The organism is Bacillus sp. FSL K6-2431, from assembly GCF_038005165.1.
GTDB lineage: Bacteria > Bacillota > Bacilli > Bacillales > Bacillaceae > Bacillus > Bacillus pumilus.
This window is the reverse complement of record NZ_JBBOSQ010000001.1, coordinates 3,378,792-3,396,325: the sequence shown is the minus strand read 5'-3', so window position 1 is coordinate 3,396,325 and position 17,534 is coordinate 3,378,792. Positions and strand designations below refer to the sequence as shown.

At 43.2% G+C, this 17,534-nt stretch carries 17 protein-coding genes, 1 other RNA gene and 2 other annotated features (1 of these 20 only partly in view); of the genes, 5 read left to right on the top strand and 13 right to left on the bottom strand.

What is annotated here, in order from left to right:
• Positions 1–16 precede the first annotated feature (16 nt).
• Positions 17–226 (bottom strand) — a binding site (T-box leader).
• Between the two features lie 46 nt (positions 227–272).
• The gene (locus MHH40_RS17130; RefSeq protein ID WP_050943678.1) at positions 273–1,337 is read right to left on the bottom strand and encodes an AI-2E family transporter; all 1,065 of its coding nucleotides are present in this window, start codon (positions 1,335–1,337) and stop codon (positions 273–275) included.
• A gap of 167 nt (positions 1,338–1,504) precedes the next feature.
• Between MHH40_RS17130 and MHH40_RS17125 the strand changes: the two genes are divergently transcribed.
• From MHH40_RS17125 to MHH40_RS17110, 4 genes are all read left to right on the top strand, one after another.
• Positions 1,505–2,233, top strand: a complete 729-nt coding sequence (locus tag MHH40_RS17125; RefSeq protein WP_050943677.1) for an amino acid ABC transporter ATP-binding protein — start codon at positions 1,505–1,507, stop codon at positions 2,231–2,233.
• 13 nt (positions 2,234–2,246) lie between these two features.
• Positions 2,247–3,056 (top strand): transporter substrate-binding domain-containing protein, encoded by an 810-nt coding sequence (locus tag MHH40_RS17120; RefSeq protein ID WP_050943676.1) that lies wholly within the window; start codon positions 2,247–2,249, stop codon positions 3,054–3,056.
• Positions 3,057–3,136: 80 nt separating this feature from the next.
• On the top strand, positions 3,137–3,790 hold the full coding sequence (locus MHH40_RS17115; protein ID WP_003216507.1) for an amino acid ABC transporter permease: 654 nt from the start codon (positions 3,137–3,139) through the stop codon (positions 3,788–3,790).
• 15 nt (positions 3,791–3,805) lie between these two features.
• Entirely contained in the window at positions 3,806–4,456 is a 651-nt protein-coding gene (locus MHH40_RS17110; protein ID WP_003216394.1) for an amino acid ABC transporter permease, read from the top strand.
• Positions 4,457–4,498: 42 nt separating this feature from the next.
• On the opposite strand, the gene MHH40_RS17105 is transcribed toward MHH40_RS17110, so the two are convergent.
• From MHH40_RS17105 to cymR, 8 genes are all read right to left on the bottom strand, one after another.
• Positions 4,499–4,630, bottom strand: coding sequence for a YrzQ family protein (locus tag MHH40_RS17105; protein WP_003216198.1), 132 nt, complete (start codon positions 4,628–4,630; stop codon positions 4,499–4,501).
• A gap of 20 nt (positions 4,631–4,650) precedes the next feature.
• Entirely contained in the window at positions 4,651–4,842 is a 192-nt protein-coding gene (locus MHH40_RS17100) for a hypothetical protein (RefSeq protein ID WP_003216308.1), read from the bottom strand.
• A gap of 13 nt (positions 4,843–4,855) precedes the next feature.
• Positions 4,856–5,314 carry a PRC-barrel domain-containing protein gene (locus tag MHH40_RS17095; RefSeq protein ID WP_233421701.1) on the bottom strand — a complete coding sequence of 153 codons (459 nt, stop codon included), beginning with the start codon at positions 5,312–5,314 and terminating at the stop codon, positions 4,856–4,858.
• Between the two features lie 135 nt (positions 5,315–5,449).
• The gene (recD2, locus tag MHH40_RS17090) at positions 5,450–7,834 is read right to left on the bottom strand and encodes an SF1B family DNA helicase RecD2 (protein ID WP_003216666.1); all 2,385 of its coding nucleotides are present in this window, start codon (positions 7,832–7,834) and stop codon (positions 5,450–5,452) included.
• Positions 7,835–7,853: 19 nt separating this feature from the next.
• Positions 7,854–8,507: a tetratricopeptide repeat protein gene (locus tag MHH40_RS17085; protein WP_003216571.1), complete on the bottom strand. Its 654-nt coding sequence runs from the start codon at positions 8,505–8,507 to the stop codon at positions 7,854–7,856.
• Positions 8,508–8,568: 61 nt separating this feature from the next.
• A complete protein-coding gene (mnmA, locus tag MHH40_RS17080) occupies positions 8,569–9,687 on the bottom strand; it encodes a tRNA 2-thiouridine(34) synthase MnmA (protein WP_050943674.1) in 1,119 nt (372 codons plus the stop codon).
• 95 nt (positions 9,688–9,782) lie between these two features.
• Positions 9,783–10,925, bottom strand: a complete 1,143-nt coding sequence (locus MHH40_RS17075) for a cysteine desulfurase family protein (protein ID WP_050943673.1) — start codon at positions 10,923–10,925, stop codon at positions 9,783–9,785.
• 18 nt (positions 10,926–10,943) lie between these two features.
• Entirely contained in the window at positions 10,944–11,363 is a 420-nt protein-coding gene (gene cymR, locus MHH40_RS17070; protein WP_034620651.1) for a cysteine metabolism transcriptional regulator CymR, read from the bottom strand.
• A 207-nt stretch (positions 11,364–11,570) separates the two neighbouring features.
• Between cymR and MHH40_RS17065 the strand changes: the two genes are divergently transcribed.
• The gene (locus tag MHH40_RS17065; RefSeq protein ID WP_050943672.1) at positions 11,571–12,836 is read left to right on the top strand and encodes a replication-associated recombination protein A; all 1,266 of its coding nucleotides are present in this window, start codon (positions 11,571–11,573) and stop codon (positions 12,834–12,836) included.
• Between the two features lie 236 nt (positions 12,837–13,072).
• On the opposite strand, the gene MHH40_RS17060 is transcribed toward MHH40_RS17065, so the two are convergent.
• The 4 genes from MHH40_RS17060 to hisS all read right to left on the bottom strand — a co-directional run bounded on the left by MHH40_RS17060 (position 13,073) and on the right by hisS (position 17,259).
• Positions 13,073–13,837: a tRNA threonylcarbamoyladenosine dehydratase gene (locus tag MHH40_RS17060; RefSeq protein ID WP_050943671.1), complete on the bottom strand. Its 765-nt coding sequence runs from the start codon at positions 13,835–13,837 to the stop codon at positions 13,073–13,075.
• Positions 13,838–13,929: 92 nt separating this feature from the next.
• Positions 13,930–14,110, bottom strand: a non-coding RNA gene (ssrS, locus tag MHH40_RS17055) — 6S RNA.
• A 77-nt stretch (positions 14,111–14,187) separates the two neighbouring features.
• Positions 14,188–15,966, bottom strand: coding sequence for an aspartate--tRNA ligase (gene aspS / locus MHH40_RS17050; RefSeq protein WP_106918387.1), 1,779 nt, complete (start codon positions 15,964–15,966; stop codon positions 14,188–14,190).
• An 18-nt stretch (positions 15,967–15,984) separates the two neighbouring features.
• The gene (gene hisS, locus MHH40_RS17045) at positions 15,985–17,259 is read right to left on the bottom strand and encodes a histidine--tRNA ligase (protein WP_050943669.1); all 1,275 of its coding nucleotides are present in this window, start codon (positions 17,257–17,259) and stop codon (positions 15,985–15,987) included.
• A gap of 74 nt (positions 17,260–17,333) precedes the next feature.
• Positions 17,334–17,534: a binding site (T-box leader), on the bottom strand; it runs 39 nt beyond the window's last position.

Below are 17,534 nucleotides of genomic sequence, written 5' to 3'. Positions count from 1 at the left end.
AGCACAAAACGACTTACACAGGGACGAGATGCTCTCGCGGTACCACCCTGATTATAGACCTATTCCGTCTATCACCTTCACATCCGATAACGCCGGAAGAGAGCGGCAGTGTTTATCTGCACTCGGGACTAGCTTCCGTTAAAGGTCTGATAAGGCTTTTCTCAGCAAAATAAAGCCTCTCTCTGCAACAGCTTTTTAACGTACTCGGGTCCGTCATTGAATTCAGTATGTAGTATGAATCGAAATTATTATAGACAACTCGGCTTCTCTTGTCAATAAACGCTTCGTCTCATGAGGATATATTGCACAATGATCACTCTGATGATAGCGGCAGTTGGTACGGCTAAAATCATGCCTATTAAACCAAATAACTCTCCTCCTGCTAGCAAGACAAGCATAATGACGACAGGATGCATATGAAGACTTCTTCCTACGATGATCGGGCTGAGGACGTTGCTTTCTAAAAATTGCAGCACCGCTACTGTAATCAGCACAATCATAACCGATTTAACCGAGATGGTAAACGCAATAAAGACAGCGGGAACCGCACCGATAATCGGCCCAAAATACGGAATAACATTCGTTGCGCCAATCAGCATACCTAGGACAAGCGGATACGGGATATGAAACAGCCAAAGCACAATGGCTGCTGCACCTCCAATTAATGAACAGACAAGCAGCTGCCCTCTAATATAATTACCAAGCGATTCATCAACTGCCTTCACAAACGCATGTCCCCTCTTCCGAAATGATGGCGGCGTCAAATACCATGCAGCCCGCTTCATCGTATTCATGTCCTTCACCATATAAAAAACAAGAAAAGGAATGAGCGCTGCAACTAATGCGTAATCAAGTAATACTTTACAGCTAAGAATCATTCGCTCCGCGCCGTTAGCTGCATATGTCTCCGATTGAACAATTAAGCGATCCAAGCGGTCGTGAAGTCCGTCGGGCCAATGGTTTGTATGATGATGAATATGTGATAAAGCGCCATTATACGTTTCCGCAAGTACAGGAATTTGTTCTGACAGCTCATTTAACTGCTTGATCATGACAGGCGCTCCTTTATAAACCGCAAGCCCAATCCCGCCAAAAAACAGTACATAAATCAATAAGAGACTAACAGTCCTTGGCAAGCCCCCCGCGTGCAATTTTTCCACTATCGGATAAAGCAGATAAGAAATAAAAATGGCAATGAGCAGCGGAATTAGAACCGCCTTTAACAACAAAAAAATAGGCATCCATAACTCGTCGAGCTGCAATAAAATGAGCAAGGATGCAAGGACAAGCAGGACCCCTGCGGCATATATCAGAAATTGGACCGGACGTTTCTTCACCTTTTTCACCTCTTTTCTTATTGTTTATCCATCTTCTGTAATTATCCATGTAAATAAAATTTGTCCTAACTTTGTTAAAAATGAATACACATGAAACATACAGCTCCATCCAAAGTCACTAAAATGTCTACACTGAATATTCCATCATGTACAAGAGGAGGTTCTTCATGATCACATTCGAAGAAGTCAACAAGCATTATGGCCAGTTCCATGTACTGAAAGACATTAACCTACATATTCAAAAAGGTGAGGTTGTCGTGATCATCGGCCCTTCAGGATCAGGTAAAAGCACGATGCTCAGATGCATCAATCGTCTTGAAAGCATTGATGAGGGAAAGGTACTCGTCAACGAAGTGCCTGTTCAGCATCCGAAGACCAACATCAATCTTGTCAGGCAAAATATTGGGATGGTGTTTCAGCATTTTCACCTCTACCCGCATAAGACGGTGCTTGAAAACATTATGCTTGCCCCAATGAAGGTGAAAAAGGTGAGCAAGGAAGAAGCAAGGGAAACAGCCGAATTTTATTTACATAAAGTCGGCATTCCTGATAAAGCTGACGCCTACCCTTCAAGACTCTCAGGCGGACAGCAGCAGCGTGTTGCGATTGCAAGAGGGCTTGCGATGAAGCCAGAGGTCATGCTGTTCGACGAACCGACATCGGCTCTTGACCCAGAGATGATCGGAGAGGTACTAGATGTGATGAAGCAGCTCGCCCGAGAAGGAATGACCATGGTTGTCGTCACACATGAGATGGGATTTGCCAGAGAGGTCGCCGACCGTATTGTCTTTATTGATGAAGGCAGAGTTCTTGAAGAGTCAACACCGGCTGCATTTTATGAGAAACCGCGTGAGAAACGCGCTCAGCTCTTTTTAAGCCGTATTTTAAATCACTAGGGGGAATGATTTGATGAAAAAAATGAAACGCTTTGGCCTACTACTCTTTATGACTTGCTGTATTGCTGCATTGGCTGCTTGCGGATCTGCTGAAAAAGGCTCGACTGATGCAAAAAAAGGAAGCTCTTTAGAAGCCATTCAAAAAGACAAAAAAATCATATTCGGGGTCAAGAATGATACACGTCTCTTCGGTCTAAAAAATCCTAGCAACGGAGATATCGAAGGGTTTGATATCGATATTGCAAAAGCCATCGCAAAGGAAATGCTCGGCGATGAAGGAAAAGCAGAATTCAAAGAAGTGACATCAAAAACGAGAATTCCTCTACTGCAAAAAGGAGATATTCATGCGATCGTCGCAACTATGACGATTACCGAAGAGCGTAAAAAAGAAGTCAATTTCTCAGATGTTTACTTTGAAGCAGGACAATCATTGCTTGTGAAAAAAGGAAGCGACATTCAATCGATTGATGATCTTAAAAAAGGGACGAAAGTGCTTGCAGTGAAAGGATCTACTTCTTCTCAAAATATCCGCGAAAAAGCACCTGAAGCGTCTGTATTAGAATTTGAGAACTATCAGGAGGCTTTTACAGCTTTAAAATCAAACCAAGGGCAAGTGCTGACAACCGATAATGCGATCTTATTTGGTATGGCAGATGAGGATTCAAATTACGAAGTCGTCGGCGGCACCTTTACAGATGAGCCTTATGGTATTGCTGTGAAAAAAGGTGATCAGAAATTAACAGCTGCGATCAATAAAGCCCTAAAAACCTTAAAAGACAATGGAGAGTATGACAAGATTCATCAAAAATGGATCAAAGAATGACCGTTTGACGTGTGAAGAATGATTCTCTCAGGGTGAGCCGCTCATTGGCTCACCTGTTGATCAGGAAGGAAGTGAACTGATTGCTACGGTTTTCCATTCTTATTGAAAATTTTCATCTTTATGTAGAAGGCTTTAAATATACCATTGGTGCAAGTGTCATTGCTTTGATTGGAAGCTTTTTGATCGGTACACTCATTGCCATTATGAGAATTGCGCCACTTAGGCCGCTCAACTGGTTAGGAACGGCTTACGTGGAGTTTGTTCGGAATATTCCGTTATTATTGATTACATTTGTCTTCTTCTTTGGATTACCCGTGCTAGGCATTGTAGCAGATGGCTTCACCGCTGGCACAATTGCCCTTGCCATTTATACGTCTGCCTTTATTGCTGAAGCCATTCGCGCAGGGATACAAGCTGTACCGCTTGGACAAATGGAAGCAGCCCGTGCTTCAGGTCTATCCTATGGCGGGACGATGCGGTATATCATTTTGCCGCAGGCGATTAAAATCGTCATTCCCCCTCTTGGGAATCAATTTATTAATCTTGTCAAAAACTCCTCTATTTTAGGTGTCATTGCAGGGTTTGATCTCATGTATCAAGGAGACCTCATCGCTTCTAGAACATTTGTGACATTTGATGTCTACATCTTTGTTGCCATGTTCTATCTGCTATTAACGATTCCGCTCAGTTTAGGCGTTGGTTATTTAGAAAAAAGATTAGCAAGAAGCCACTAGAAAGGAGGAAACATCATGGATTTTCTAGGTGCCTACCAGCCTGATCATCTCGCCTTTTTACTTGAAGGATTTGCTGTCACCTTAAAAGTGGCTTTTATCTCCATCATTTTGAGCTTTCTCATTGGATTAGTCATTGGCACATTGCGGTTCGCTCAGATTCCGGTTTTATCAAAGATACTTGCAGTCGTCGTCGAAACCATTCGAAACCTGCCGCTCTTATTGATCATCTTTTTCACATATTTTGCACTGCCCGAAATCGGCATTAAGCTGAGCATTACAGCCTCGGCTATTGCAGCTTTAACCGTATTTGAATCAGCGATGCTGTCAGAAATTATTCGAAGCGGTTTAAAATCAATTGATAAGGGGCAGATCGAAGCAGCTAGGTCTTCTGGTTTAACCTATATCCAAACGTTAAAAATGATTATTATGCCGCAGGCTTTACGCCGTATGGTACCGCCAATTGTTAGTCAGTTCATCTCTCTTTTAAAAGATACGTCACTAGCTGTTGTCATTGCCCTTCCAGAGCTATTGCATCACGCTCAAATATTAAACGGTCAGAGCCAATCTTACTTACTGCCCATTTTCCTATTAGCAGCGATGATGTATTTTGTCGTCAATTTCAGCTTATCATTACTCGCGCGCCGATTAGAATATAGGCAGGCATAAAAAAGGACATCCGCTTTTGGCTTTTGGCGGATGTCTTTTTGTTTACATCATTCTCATAACGCGTTTTCTTAGCTTTTTCATATCCCGCTTTGATGGCATATCATATCGGCTTGCAAAGTGATATGCGAGTGCACCTGCACCAAGCGTTAATAGTGAAGAAGTCATTTTGCCCATTCGAAATTCCCCCTTAACACTTATAGTTGAATTGAACGTTCATCATCACTAAACAGATCATCTAAGCTGCTTAGTGTTCCGTCTTCTTCCACTTGGTGTGTAGATATTTTGCCTTTTGACAGCGTCAATTCAATAAAACAGCCCCAGCAATAATATTGATTGACCCCAATTTTTCCGATGTCTTTACATTTGCAATTTGGGCAAATGAGCATAATCAGCACCTCTTTACTTTCGGTTTAGAACAAGTGCTTCCTTTTGAACGTTGATCAAGGTTCCGGCAGCCTGCAGCTGTTTTCGGACCCCTGAAAGCTCTGTAAAGAAGCCGTCCGAGAGTTCATATGCTACGATTGTGCCCGAATTTGTGCAAAAGTATACATCTTCCAAAATGCCTAAATTTTCACCATCAGGCGACTGCATCATTTTCTTTTTCAATTTCGAAAATAAGAATGATGGGGCGGAGGAATCCATGCCTATTCCCTCCAGGCAGCTCACATATAAGCCTTTGTCTGTCAGCTGATCCCCAGCCGAGAATGGAACGAGTGCACAGTCTTTCTTTTTCCCATCTAACACATATCCTCCGCAGCTGCCTCCGGCTAATAAGCAAATATCTTTTATCGAACCAAGTGAATGAGACGTTTCACCTGTATAAATTGACATTCCTTCAAGCTCTCGACATGTTCTCAAAATGTGCTCAACCACCTTTTGCGGAACAGTCTTATCGTGTGCGTTTACTGCAAGACTCATACGAAGAAATGGCTTCCATGAACGAAATATGAGGATTTCTTTTCATGCTAAAAAAGGCTCCCATCTGGAAGCCTTTTATTCATGCATAAAATCAAATGGAGTGATTCCCTCCATACCGATATTTGCATCATGCACGCTAAACGGCAGTTCTTTTTGAAGTGCTGCAAGCTCAGCATCCATAACCTCTTCGGTTTGCACGAGCCGCATCGTTAAGGACGTTTGTCTGAGCGAATCCTCATTGTTTTTCACGCCCCACTCCAGTGCTGATTCCTCGCCGCACAGAATTAAAAACTTTTTACTTCGTGTAATGGCTGTGTACAGCAGATTTCGCCGAAGCATTCTGTAGTAGCTTCTCACGACTGGAAGCACAACGATGGGGAATTCACTGCCTTGTGATTTGTGGATGGAGCAGCAATAGGCATGTGTAAATTGATGAAAATCCTTTTTTGTAAAGGTGATTTCATTCCCATCAAAGGAGATCACAGCCATGTCTTCTTTTTCCGTGTTTTCTTTCGCATAAAAAATCGAGACAATTTCGCCAATATCACCGTTAAAAATATTGTTCTCCGGCTGATTCACAAGCTGAAGCACTTTATCACCGGTCCGGTACACCACATCACCAAACGGGATTTCTCTGCCTTTTGGTTTTTTAGGATTTAAAATGTGCTGCAGCATTTTATTGAGCTCATTAATGCCTGCTTTTCCTTTATACATGGGCGCAAGCACTTGAATGTCTTTAGCTGAATAGCCTTTTTGAGCAGCATTGCTGACGACTTTCTCAATCACTTCTTTCATTTGATCAACTGAGCATTTTATGAAAGATCGATCCTTTGAACGTGCGGTAATATCCTTTGGCAGGACGCCATTTTTCATATCATGTGCAAGCTCAACAATGCTGGAGCCGTCTGCCTGACGGTAAATATCTGTCAGGGTAACAGCTGGCACAGCTTGTGATGCAAGCAAGTCTCTTAACACTTGGCCTGGTCCGACAGACGGAAGCTGATGTTCATCCCCCACCATGATCACTTGGATATGATCAGGAATGGCCTTAAACAAGTGATTCGCAAGCCAAATATCTAGCATGCTTGATTCATCAATAATGACAAGCTTTCCTTCAATCGGCTGTTCTTCATCATGCGAGAATCCCTCTGACCCATTCCAACCAAGCAGCCGGTGAATCGTCACAGCTGGAAGCCCTGTTGATTCTGTCATTCGTTTAGCTGCTCGTCCAGTTGGCGCCGCAAGCACAAATGGAAAGGATTCATCTTTTTTGTAATCACTCGGATCAAGAGATACACCGTGAAGATCGCTGTAAAGCTCAACAATCCCTTTAATGACTGTTGTCTTCCCAGTCCCAGGTCCGCCTGTTAAAAGCAGCATTGGGGACATGAGCGCCTTTTGAATCGCTTCTTTTTGTGTCGGTGCATACTGGACGCCCAGCCGTTCCTCTAGCTCACCAAGGGCTAGAAGGAATTCTGATTCAGGGAATTGGTCTGCATATTCCGTTTGGGAGACGATTTTTTGTATACGTTTGGCGACACTTTGCTCGGCATAAAATAAGGACGGATGATAGCAGCGCTCATCTTCAATGATCATCTCTTTCCCTTCGCCAAGTGCAATGATCTGATTGGCGACGTCCATTTCCGTCACTTTGTACTCATTGCCTGTCTGATTGAGCAGTTTTCGGGTTTCGACGATCAAATCCTTTGTTTGTATGTACGTATGACCGTCCTGAAGGCTGGCTGTCTCCACTGTATAAAGCAAGGCTGCACGGATTCGCTCTGGATCATTTCCTGAGATACCGGTTCTAGCGCCAAGCTCATCCGCCTTAATAAATCCGATTCCTTCGACATCCTTGACGAGCTGATAAGGGTTTTCTTCAATCTTCTGCAGCGTCTCACTCTCGTACACTTGGTATATCTTCATGCTGAGCTGCGGACCAAAGCCGTATTGATTCAGGCTGATCATAATTTGTTCCAATCCTTGATGCTCCTGGAGCGCTGCGGCCAGCTTATCTGCCTTCTTTTTTGATAAGCGCGGAACGTCATACAAAACCGCTGGGTCACGCATTATTTTATGAAGCGTCTGACTGCCAAGCTGCCCTACAATTTCTTCCGCCGTCTTTTTGCCTATCCCCTCAAATAAATCACTTGAAAGATAATGGATGATTCCTTGCTTTGTTGTCGGTACTTCCTTTTGAAAATGAGTTGCCTGAAACTGTTCACCAAATTTCGGGTGGCTTGTGACTTTGCCATAGAAGGTGTAAGTTTCTTCCTCATGAAGTGCTGGGAAGTAGCCTGTGACAGATGCTGTTTTTTCCTCTAAGTTTTCCGATGTTTCAATGACTTTCACCTTTAACACCGAGTATAAATTACTTTCATTATGGAAAATAACGGCTTGAACTGTCCCCTTTAAAAATGGTTCGTCCTCAAGCTTCATTTGATCTGGATGTTCCTGCACAGGTCTTCCCTCCTTCCGTCTATTCTGCCTCTTGAATTAGCTTTTGCGCATGTAGTGCCAGCATATGGTCAGGCTGCACGTCAATCGCTTTTCCTAGCATCTCAAGTGCTTCGTCTTTTTTCTCTAAGTATGCATACGCAACCCCTAAATTATAAAAGGCATCTGCATGCTGCGGATCACGCGCGATCACCTCGGTAAAGGTCGTCACCGCTTCTTCCAGCAATTGTTCATTGGCTAAGCACATGCCAAATTGGAACCTTGCTTCATTATCATCTTCATTCAGTTCGATGGCACGCTGAAGATAAGGCATCGCAAGCTTCGGCTGCTCTAATTTGATGAGCGTTTGCCCCAGCATATAAAATAAATCACTATTTTCCATCCCAGCTTGAAGTGCTTGTTCAAAATAGTCTTTTGCTTTCATAAAGTCTTCTTTTAATGTGTAGACATTTCCTGCCCCGTAATAGGCTGCAGCTGCGGCGTGATCAAGTTCTATTGCTTTTTGAAAGAAGTTTAACGCACGTTCAAATTCATTGATGCTTGAAAGCAAGTTCGCAAAGTTAATATATGGAACCGGGTCTTTCGGGCTTTCTTCAATGGCTTTCGTAAAAGCTTCTGCTGCTTTTTCGATGTTCCCTTGATTTAAGGCTTCTATGCCGATTTCGTTATGATTCATTCGCTCTCTCATCCTTTCATTAAAAAACCTCAACAGCGACGTTGAGGTTTTGAAAACATGTTTACACATACGACAGCTTTTGGCCGTCCTTAAAGACATCGTCAATTGTTCCGCCACCGAGACATTCGTCGCCATCATAAAAGACAACCGCTTGTCCTGGTGTGACAGCACGAACAGGTTCATCAAAGATGACCATCGCTTCTTGCTCACCTGTCATTTTCACCTTCACATGGTGATCTTCTTGACGGTATCTGAATTTAGCTGTGCAGATTAATTCACCGTTTTCACCGACAATATGAGGACGAGTCCAGCTAATATTGACGGCTGAAATACTTTCAGAATATAAAAGTGGATTGTGGAAACCTTGTTCGACAAACAGAATATTTTGTTCCAAGTCTTTTCCAACGACAAACCAAGGATCACCGCTGCCGCCAATGCCAAGACCTTGGCGCTGACCGATCGTGTAATACATCAATCCATCATGCTCCCCTTTGACTTCTCCGTCCATCGTCTGCATCACGCCAGGCTGTGCAGGCAAATATTGACTAAGGAACGTTTTAAAGTTTCTTTCTCCAATAAAGCAAATACCCGTTGAATCTTTTTTCGTTGCTGTTGCGAGCTCTGCTTCTTTTGCCAATTCACGAACCCTTTTTTTCTCTAGATCACCGATTGGGAACATGACTTTATCAAGCTGTTCCTGAGTCAGCTGATTTAAGAAATACGTTTGGTCTTTGTTGGCATCAAGACCTCTTAGCATTTTAACTTCATCGCCAGTTCTGTCGACGCGCGCATAGTGACCTGTTGCTAAATAATCCGCACCGAGTGACAATGCGTGCTCAAGGAACGCTTTGAACTTAATTTCTTTGTTGCACATGACATCTGGGTTTGGCGTTCTGCCCGCTTTATATTCATCAAGGAAATATTGAAACACTTTGTCCCAATATTGCTTCTCGAAATTCACTGCATAATAAGGGATTCCAATTTGGTTGCATACGCGGATGACATCCTCATAGTCCTCCGTTGCTGTACATACACCATTTTCATCTGTGTCATCCCAGTTTTTCATAAATATGCCGATTACATCATAGCCTTGCTCCTTTAACATAAGAGCAGCAACTGATGAATCGACTCCTCCGGACATACCGACCACAACTCTTGTGTCTTCTGGTCTTTTTGTCATCTTCATCAACTCCATTTTCAATGAAACAGCATGTGCGTTTCGTTCTTCAGGTGCCTGGCTGTTTCATTTTTCACACACGAACAAAAGAGGAACGTTTATTTGGCTAAGCGTTTGACAACAGTTACTATCTTGCGCGCCGCCTGCTTCACATGATCCTCTTCATTCCCAAGACCGAAGCTTATTCTGACTGAGGACGTCAGCTTGTCTGCTTCTTCGCCATACATGGCGCTTAACACGTGTGAAGGAAGGACGGATCCAGCCGTACATGCAGACCCACTTGAAACAGCAATTCCTTCCATATCTAAATTCACAAGTAACGATTCGATAGAAACGCCCGGGAAATGAACATTTAAAATGTGCGGCAATGTCTCTTCCGGGTGCCCATTGATAGAGAAGTCGAGTGATTCCTCTTCGAATACTTGTAGCATGATTTCTTTGAGCTTACCATAATGCATGGCTTTTTCTCTTCTATTTTGCTTCGTTAATTGAACAGCTTCTGCAAGTCCGACGATCCCTGCCACATTTTCAGTGCCAGCACGGCGTTTTCTTTCTTGTTCTCCTCCGAAAATTTGCGGAGAAAGTTTCACGCCTTCGTTTACATATAAAAAGCCCGTTCCCATTGGACCATTTAGCTTATGGCCAGAAGCAGATAAGAGATCAATATGAAGGTCTGCTACATCGATTGGCATTGTTCCAAACGCCTGCACGGCGTCTGTATGAAAATGAGCAGTGTGATTGTGTAAAAGCTCGCCAATGTCTTTGATTGGCTGAATCACACCTGTTTCATTATTGCCGTACATGATGGTCACAAGAATCGTATCATCTCTTAGTGCTTGTTTTAGTTGTTCAAGATGAATCAATCCAGTTTCATCCACATCTAAATATGTCACGTCAAATCCTAGCTTCTCTAGGCGTTCACATGTGTGCAGCACCGCATGATGCTCTGTTTTTGCTGTGATGATATGTTTTCCTTCATGCTGTCTTGCCATGGCCACACCTGTAATCGCCAGGTTGTCCGCCTCTGTTCCTCCACTTGTGAGGATGATCTCCTGTGGTTTACAGTGTAATTCTCCTGCAATCACTTCTCTTGCTTCATCGAGCCACTTTCTTGCCTCGCGCCCATATGAATGAATGCTAGAGGGATTGCCAAATATCTCTGTAAAGTAAGGCATCATCTTGTCCACAATACGCTGATCCATCGGCGTTGTGGCTGCATGATCTAAATAGATACGTTCCATTCCCGGTACACCTCTGATCTAAATATAGAACATATACGCCTCTTGATCCTCGTCATCTTTATAGCTTGCCAAGTCTTCAAGAGTTGTATTGTCCAGTACGTCTTTTACTGCATCACGAATTCGAATCCAAAGTGCACGTTTTGCTGGTTCTTCGTTTTCAATGACTTCGACAGGACTAATCGGTCCTTCTAATACACGAATAATATCACCGGCTGTGATCTCGTTTGGTTCATGTGCAAGAACATAGCCGCCATATGCACCGCGAATACTTTTCACCAGACGGGCATTCCGAAGTGGTGATACAAGCTGCTCTAAATAATGCTCAGACAAATTATTGTTTTGAGCGATTGATTTTAATGATGTAGGGCCTTCGCCATGTTTTTTGGCTAATTCGATCATGATCGTCAGACCATATCTGCCTTTAGTAGAAATTTTCAAGTTAAACACCTCTGCGTTTTCTATTTCTATGTCATCAATTATTTTTCTGATTTCATATACGCTTATATAGACCAAAAGCAATTATATCATACTTTCAGCCAACTTTCATTTGCCGGTTCTGAGCGCTATAAGAGGACGCATCCCTTTTCTATTTGAAGAAATTTCGGTACTCTATACAAACAAGACATTGCTTTAGGAGAGATAATCATGAAACCTTTAGCGTACCGGATGCGCCCAAGTCATATTGAAGACATCATTGGGCAGGAGCATCTCGTTGGAGAAGGTCAAATTATTAGACGAATGGTCGAGGCAAAACATTTATCCTCGATGATTTTATACGGACCGCCGGGCATCGGAAAAACATCGATTGCGACGGCGATCGCTGGCAGTACAAGCATTGCGTTTCGAACGTTGAATGCGGTCATTCATAACAAAAAGGATATGGAAGCTGTCGCTGCTGAAGCGAAAATGAGCGGCCAGGTCATCCTCATTTTAGACGAGGTTCACAGGCTTGATAAAGGAAAGCAGGATTTTCTTCTTCCTTATTTAGAAAATGGCATGATCATTTTAATTGGCGCAACGACAGCTAACCCCTATCATGCGATCAACCCTGCCATCCGAAGCCGGACACAAATATTTGAGCTAAAACCGCTTAAAACAGAGCAAATCAAAGCTGCATTAACAAGAGCGTTACAGGATGAACATCGCGGACTTGGCGGTTATGAGGTGACAGTGGACGATGAAGCGATGAATCATTTTTCCAATGGATGCGGCGGGGACGTACGCTCTGCTTTAAATGCTTTAGAACTAGCTGTTTTATCGACAAAAGCAGATGATGCTGGGCATATTATGATCACTCTTGCCGCAGCAGAAGAATGTTTACAAAAAAAGAGCTTCTCACATGATAAGAATGGTGATGCTCATTACGATGTCCTCTCGGCTTTTCAAAAATCCATTAGAGGCTCTGACGCAGATGCGGCGCTGCATTACCTTGCCAGACTGATTGAAGCAGGGGACCTCGAAAGCATTTCAAGGAGATTACTCGTGATGGCTTACGAAGATATTGGCTTAGCTAGTCCGCAGGCAGGCCCTCGTGTGTTAAGCGCTGTTCAAACAGCAGAAAGAGTCGGCTTCCCGGAAGCACGAATTCCGCTGGCTAACGCAGTCATTGAACTGTGTCTTTCTCCTAAGTCCAACTCAGCATATAAGGCGATCGATGCGGCACTTGGTGACATTCGTTCAGGGAAAATTGGTGAAATCCCTGTTCACTTAAAGGATGCTCACTACAAAGGAGCCACAGCACTTGGCAGAGGCGTCGATTACTTATACCCACACGATTATGAAAACGGCTGGGTGAAGCAGCAATACTTACCTGATCCGCTGAAAAACAAGCAATACTATGAACCAAAGCAAACAGGTAAATTTGAAGGCGCACTAAAACAGGTATATGAGAATTTAAAACGCCAAAAATAAAAAAGCCCACCTGCCTATTAGCAGGTGGGCTGTCAGATTGTTGACAAAGGGCTAAAATGATCTTGATTTTAGCCCTTTGTCTTCTTTTCAGCGTAATAGAAAACCTTTGCAGTCTAGGAAGGACGAGCATCGGAGCGGAGCGAATTTAACATTCGTGAGCACCGAAGCGCAGATCTGACACCGAATGCAAGGGTTTGTCTACACGCTGGCCCCTGCCTAATTAGCAGGTGGGCTGTTTATTTATCCTTCACACGTGTAATTGGAATATCTTTCAAAAGCTGCATAATGACATGACCACCCATGATCAGTCCTGCGACAGATGGGACAAATGCGTTGGATGATGGCGGCATTTGTGCCTTGCGAATCTTCGCTTCATCATTTCCAACTTCTTTTCTGACATCTTCGCGGATGACAATCGGACTTTCATCAGAGAAAATGACTTCAATTCCTTTACGAATCCCTTCTTTGCGTAGACGCGTTCTCACGACTTTTGCAATTGGGTCGGTATGTGTTTTTGAAATGTCATCAATTTTGAAGCGGGTCGGATCTGTTTTGTTTGCAGCTCCCATACTCGAAATGATGTTCACATTGCGTTTCAGACACTCTTTCATTAAATGAATTTTATAGTGAATCGTATCTGACGCATCGATGACATAATCAAGTGGATATTCAAAAAATTGCTCATATGTTCCCTCTGTATAAAACATCTTGAGTGCAACAACTTCACATTCTGGATTAATATCAGCGATTCTCGCCTGCATTAAGTCAACCTTTGGCTGACCAACTGTTGAAAGCAATGCTGGCAGCTGACGATTTACATTTGTAATATCAATATCATCTTTATCAACAAGAACAATACGGCCAACGCCTGAACGAGCGAGTGCCTCAACTGCAAATGAACCAACGCCGCCCACACCAAGCACTGCAACTGTACTGTTTTTTAATATATCTAAGCCTTCCTTGCCAATGGCAAGCTCGTTTCTTGAAAACTGATGTAACAAGTGCCTCACTCCACCTTTATTTAAAATGAATCGAAAGAATCATATCATATTCAGACTTCTTCGTCATCCTTCTGAAAAAGAAAAAAACACAAAAAAGTCCCGACAACGCCGCCAGCTTTTCCTTCGTTTTGAACCCCGCACCATGCAGGTGGGTGCTTTCTTCCTGACTTTATAAGTCCTCTAAAGAGGCATTTATGCAGAAAGGAAAGGCAAGCTCCCGTATAAAAAAATGTTCGGTCAAAACTAGGTAACCACCGTACGTATCAGGACTTTATTTATTGATTGATGAAAGCATATCATAGGCATGCCGCTTTTTCAAGCGTTTACATGCCTATATCCATGCGTCTATTTTACTGTTTTACTTTTGTTTTAATCGCTAAACTTAGCTCATCCAGCTGCGCTTCGCTCACATGACCTGGAGCATCTGTTAGCACGCAGCTCGCACTTGCCGTTTTCGGGAATGCAATCGTGTCTCTTAGGTTAGAGCGGCCGGCAAGCAGCATCACTAAGCGGTCAAGACCAAGCGCAATTCCGCCGTGCGGAGGAACACCGTGCTCAAAAGCATCTAGAAGGAAGCCGAATTGTTCATAAGCCTCTTCTTTTGAAAACCCAAGTAAGCTAAACATTTTTTCTTGAATGTCCTTTTCGAAAATACGAATCGAACCTCCGCCAAGCTCATAGCCATTCAGGACAAGATCGTATGCCTGTGCCTTCATGTCCTCTGGGCTTGTCTCAATTAATTCAAGATCGTCGCGTACTGGCATTGTGAAAGGATGATGGGCAGCATAGAAGCGTCCTTCTTCTTCATCTTTTTCAAGCAGCGGCCAATCAACGACCCATAAGAAGTTGAATACAGACTCATCGATGAGTTCAAGCTCTTTGCCGAGTTTTAAGCGAAGGGCACCAAGTGCGTCATGGACAACAGACGTCTTATCTGCAACAAAGAGTAAAAGGTCGCCTTCTTCGACTTGAAGCTGCTCCTTTAATTCTGCTTGCTTTGCTTCGTCAAAGAATTTAGCAATCGGCCCTTTTAATTCTGTGCCTTCTGCTTTAAGCCAAGCTAGACCTTTTGCACCGTAGTTCGCAGCAAATGCACCAAGGGCATCAATGTCTTTTCTTGAGTAATTCGCTGCAGCCCCTTTGACATTGATGGCTTTCACAGCTCCACCATTTTTTACAGCTCCGCTAAAGACTTTGAAATCAGAGTCTTTTACCGTGTCTGAAATGTTGACAAGCTTCATCTCAAAACGTGTATCTGGTTTATCAGAACCATAAAAATTCATCGCTTCATCATAAGTCATACGAGGTAATGGCAATGTCAGCTCTACGCCTTTGACATCTTTCATCACCTTTGCCATCATCTCTTCAGCAAGCGTCATAATGTCCTCCTGACTCATAAAGGACATTTCGATATCGACTTGTGTGAATTCCGGCTGACGGTCAGCACGCAAGTCTTCATCCCTAAAGCAGCGGGCAATTTGATAGTAACGATCCATTCCTGAGACCATCAGCAGTTGTTTAAATAATTGCGGGGACTGAGGCAAGGCATAGAACTCTCCTTCGTGTACACGGCTTGGAACAAGATAGTCACGTGCACCCTCTGGCGTACTTTTTGTTAAAATCGGTGTTTCAATATCTAGAAAGCCGTTGTCATCTAAGAAATGGCGGAATGCTCTTGTGACCTCGTGTCGCATTTTCATCGTTTCAAACATAGCAGGACGGCGAAGGTCTAAGTAACGGTATTTTAAGCGCACATCTTCTGATACCTCGTCCGCTTGATCTGAAATGACAAAAGGAGGGGTCTTCGCTTCATTTAACACGCTGACCGTTTCGACTTGTATTTCAATTTTCCCTGTTTTTAGATTTGGATTAATTGTTGCTTCTTCTCTTGCGACAACCGTTCCTTTAATATCAAGGACATATTCATTACGAATCGATTCTGCTGTCTCAAGTGCCTCTTTTGAAAGGTCTGGATTGAAGACAGCTTGTACAATTCCTGTACGGTCACGCAGATCAATAAAGATTAATCCGCCAAGGTCACGTCTTTTTTGAACCCATCCTTTTAATACAACGGTTTGACCGATTTGGTCTTCTGTTACTTCTCCACAATAAAAAGTTCTACCAAACACAAACATTCCACTCCTTCTTTACGCCTTCTTGTGGGCCTTCATCATTTGAATCAGCTCATCAAGCTTCACTTCAATTTGTTCACCCGTTGTCGTATCTTTTACATTCACAATGTGCTGTGCCAGCTCATCTTCACCAAGGACAGCAATAAACTTGGCTTTTAATCGATCAGCCGCTTTAAATTGTCCTTTTAATTTCTTCCCTGTATAGTCCATTTCACTTGAAATGCCTTCTTTTCTTAGACGATTTAATAATGAAACAGCGTAATCTTTCGCATCATCACCGAGTGCAGCAATGTATAGATCAATGCCATCTTGCAATGGAAGATCAATCCCTTCAGCATCGATTGCTGATAGGAAACGCTCAATACTCATAGCAAAACCGATTCCTGGTGATTCAGGACCGCCAATTCCTTCAACAAGTCCATCATATCGGCCTCCTCCGGCTAATGTGGTAATCGCACCAAAGCCTTCAGCATTACTCATGATCTCAAATGCCGTGTGATTGTAGTAATCAAGGCCGCGCACTAAGTTCGGATCGACGACATATTCAACGCCTATATCTGTTAAGTATTGTTTGACCTTTACAAAATAAGTCCGTGATTCATCATTTAAGTAATCTTGAATGGATGGAGCCGTTGCCATCAATTCGTGGTCACGATCCTTTTTGCAATCAAGAATTCGCAGCGGATTTTGATGTAAACGGGTTTGACAGTCATGACAGAATTCATCGATTCTTGGCTCAAAGTGCTCAACAAGTGCCTTGCGGTAGTCTGCACGGCTCTCTTTGTCACCAAGGCTGTTAATGACGAGCTTTAAGTTTGAAAGACCTGCTTTCTCATAAACACTCATCGCAAGGGAAATAACTTCTGCATCAATGGCTGGGTCCTTTGAACCGATCGCTTCAATCCCAAACTGATAAAATTGACGATATCTTCCCGTTTGCGGACGTTCATAGCGGAACATTGGTCCGATGTAATACAGCTTTGTTGGCTGCGCCGGCTGTGCAAATAATTTATTTTCAACATAAGAACGTACGGTTGATGCCGTTCCCTCTGGACGAAGGGTGATGCTGCGTCCCTTTTTATCTTCAAATGTATACATCTCTTTTTGAACGATATCGGTTGATTCGCCTACTCCCCGTGCAAACAGCTCTGTATGCTCAAAAATCGGTGTGCGGATTTCTTTGTATTGAAAGGCCGCACATGTATCTCTTGCAATTTGTTCAACATACTGCCAGCGTTCTGACTCTCCAGGTAAAATATCCTGTGTGCCTCTTGGAATATTAAAACTCATTTTTCGTCCTCCTACGACCATCATTCATTTTTTTATGTGGACATATAAAAAACCCCCGCCTCTACTATGTGTATAGTAGGGACGAGAGTTATACCCGTGGTGCCACCCTAGTTGGAACATGATCTAGCCATGTTCCCGCTCAAATCCTTAACGCAGATTCACGTTCTCCGCCTATTGACTCATTTTTAGAGCGTTCAGCAGGAAACCTACAGAGTGTTCTTTCGTGATAAATGCCATGCGGATTCGCTTTCAGCCTAAGGCGATTCCTCTCTGCT

What these genes read in the sequence shown, in the direction of transcription:
- MHH40_RS17075 (WP_050943673.1), bottom strand. Translation starts at nt 10,925, where the DNA reads ATGGAACGTATCTATTTAGATCATGCAGCCACAACGCCGATGGATCAG.
- MHH40_RS17125 (WP_050943677.1), top strand. Translation starts at nt 1,505, where the DNA reads ATGATCACATTCGAAGAAGTCAACAAGCATTATGGCCAGTTCCATGTA.
- MHH40_RS17120 (WP_050943676.1), top strand. Translation starts at nt 2,247, where the DNA reads ATGAAAAAAATGAAACGCTTTGGCCTACTACTCTTTATGACTTGCTGT.
- hisS (WP_050943669.1), bottom strand. Translation starts at nt 17,259, where the DNA reads ATGAGTTTTAATATTCCAAGAGGCACACAGGATATTTTACCTGGAGAG.
- MHH40_RS17105 (WP_003216198.1), bottom strand. Translation starts at nt 4,630, where the DNA reads ATGGGCAAAATGACTTCTTCACTATTAACGCTTGGTGCAGGTGCACTC.
- MHH40_RS17085 (WP_003216571.1), bottom strand. Translation starts at nt 8,507, where the DNA reads ATGAATCATAACGAAATCGGCATAGAAGCCTTAAATCAAGGGAACATC.
- MHH40_RS17110 (WP_003216394.1), top strand. Translation starts at nt 3,806, where the DNA reads ATGGATTTTCTAGGTGCCTACCAGCCTGATCATCTCGCCTTTTTACTT.
- MHH40_RS17065 (WP_050943672.1), top strand. Translation starts at nt 11,571, where the DNA reads ATGAAACCTTTAGCGTACCGGATGCGCCCAAGTCATATTGAAGACATC.
- MHH40_RS17100 (WP_003216308.1), bottom strand. Translation starts at nt 4,842, where the DNA reads ATGCTCATTTGCCCAAATTGCAAATGTAAAGACATCGGAAAAATTGGG.
- mnmA (WP_050943674.1), bottom strand. Translation starts at nt 9,687, where the DNA reads ATGACAAAAAGACCAGAAGACACAAGAGTTGTGGTCGGTATGTCCGGA.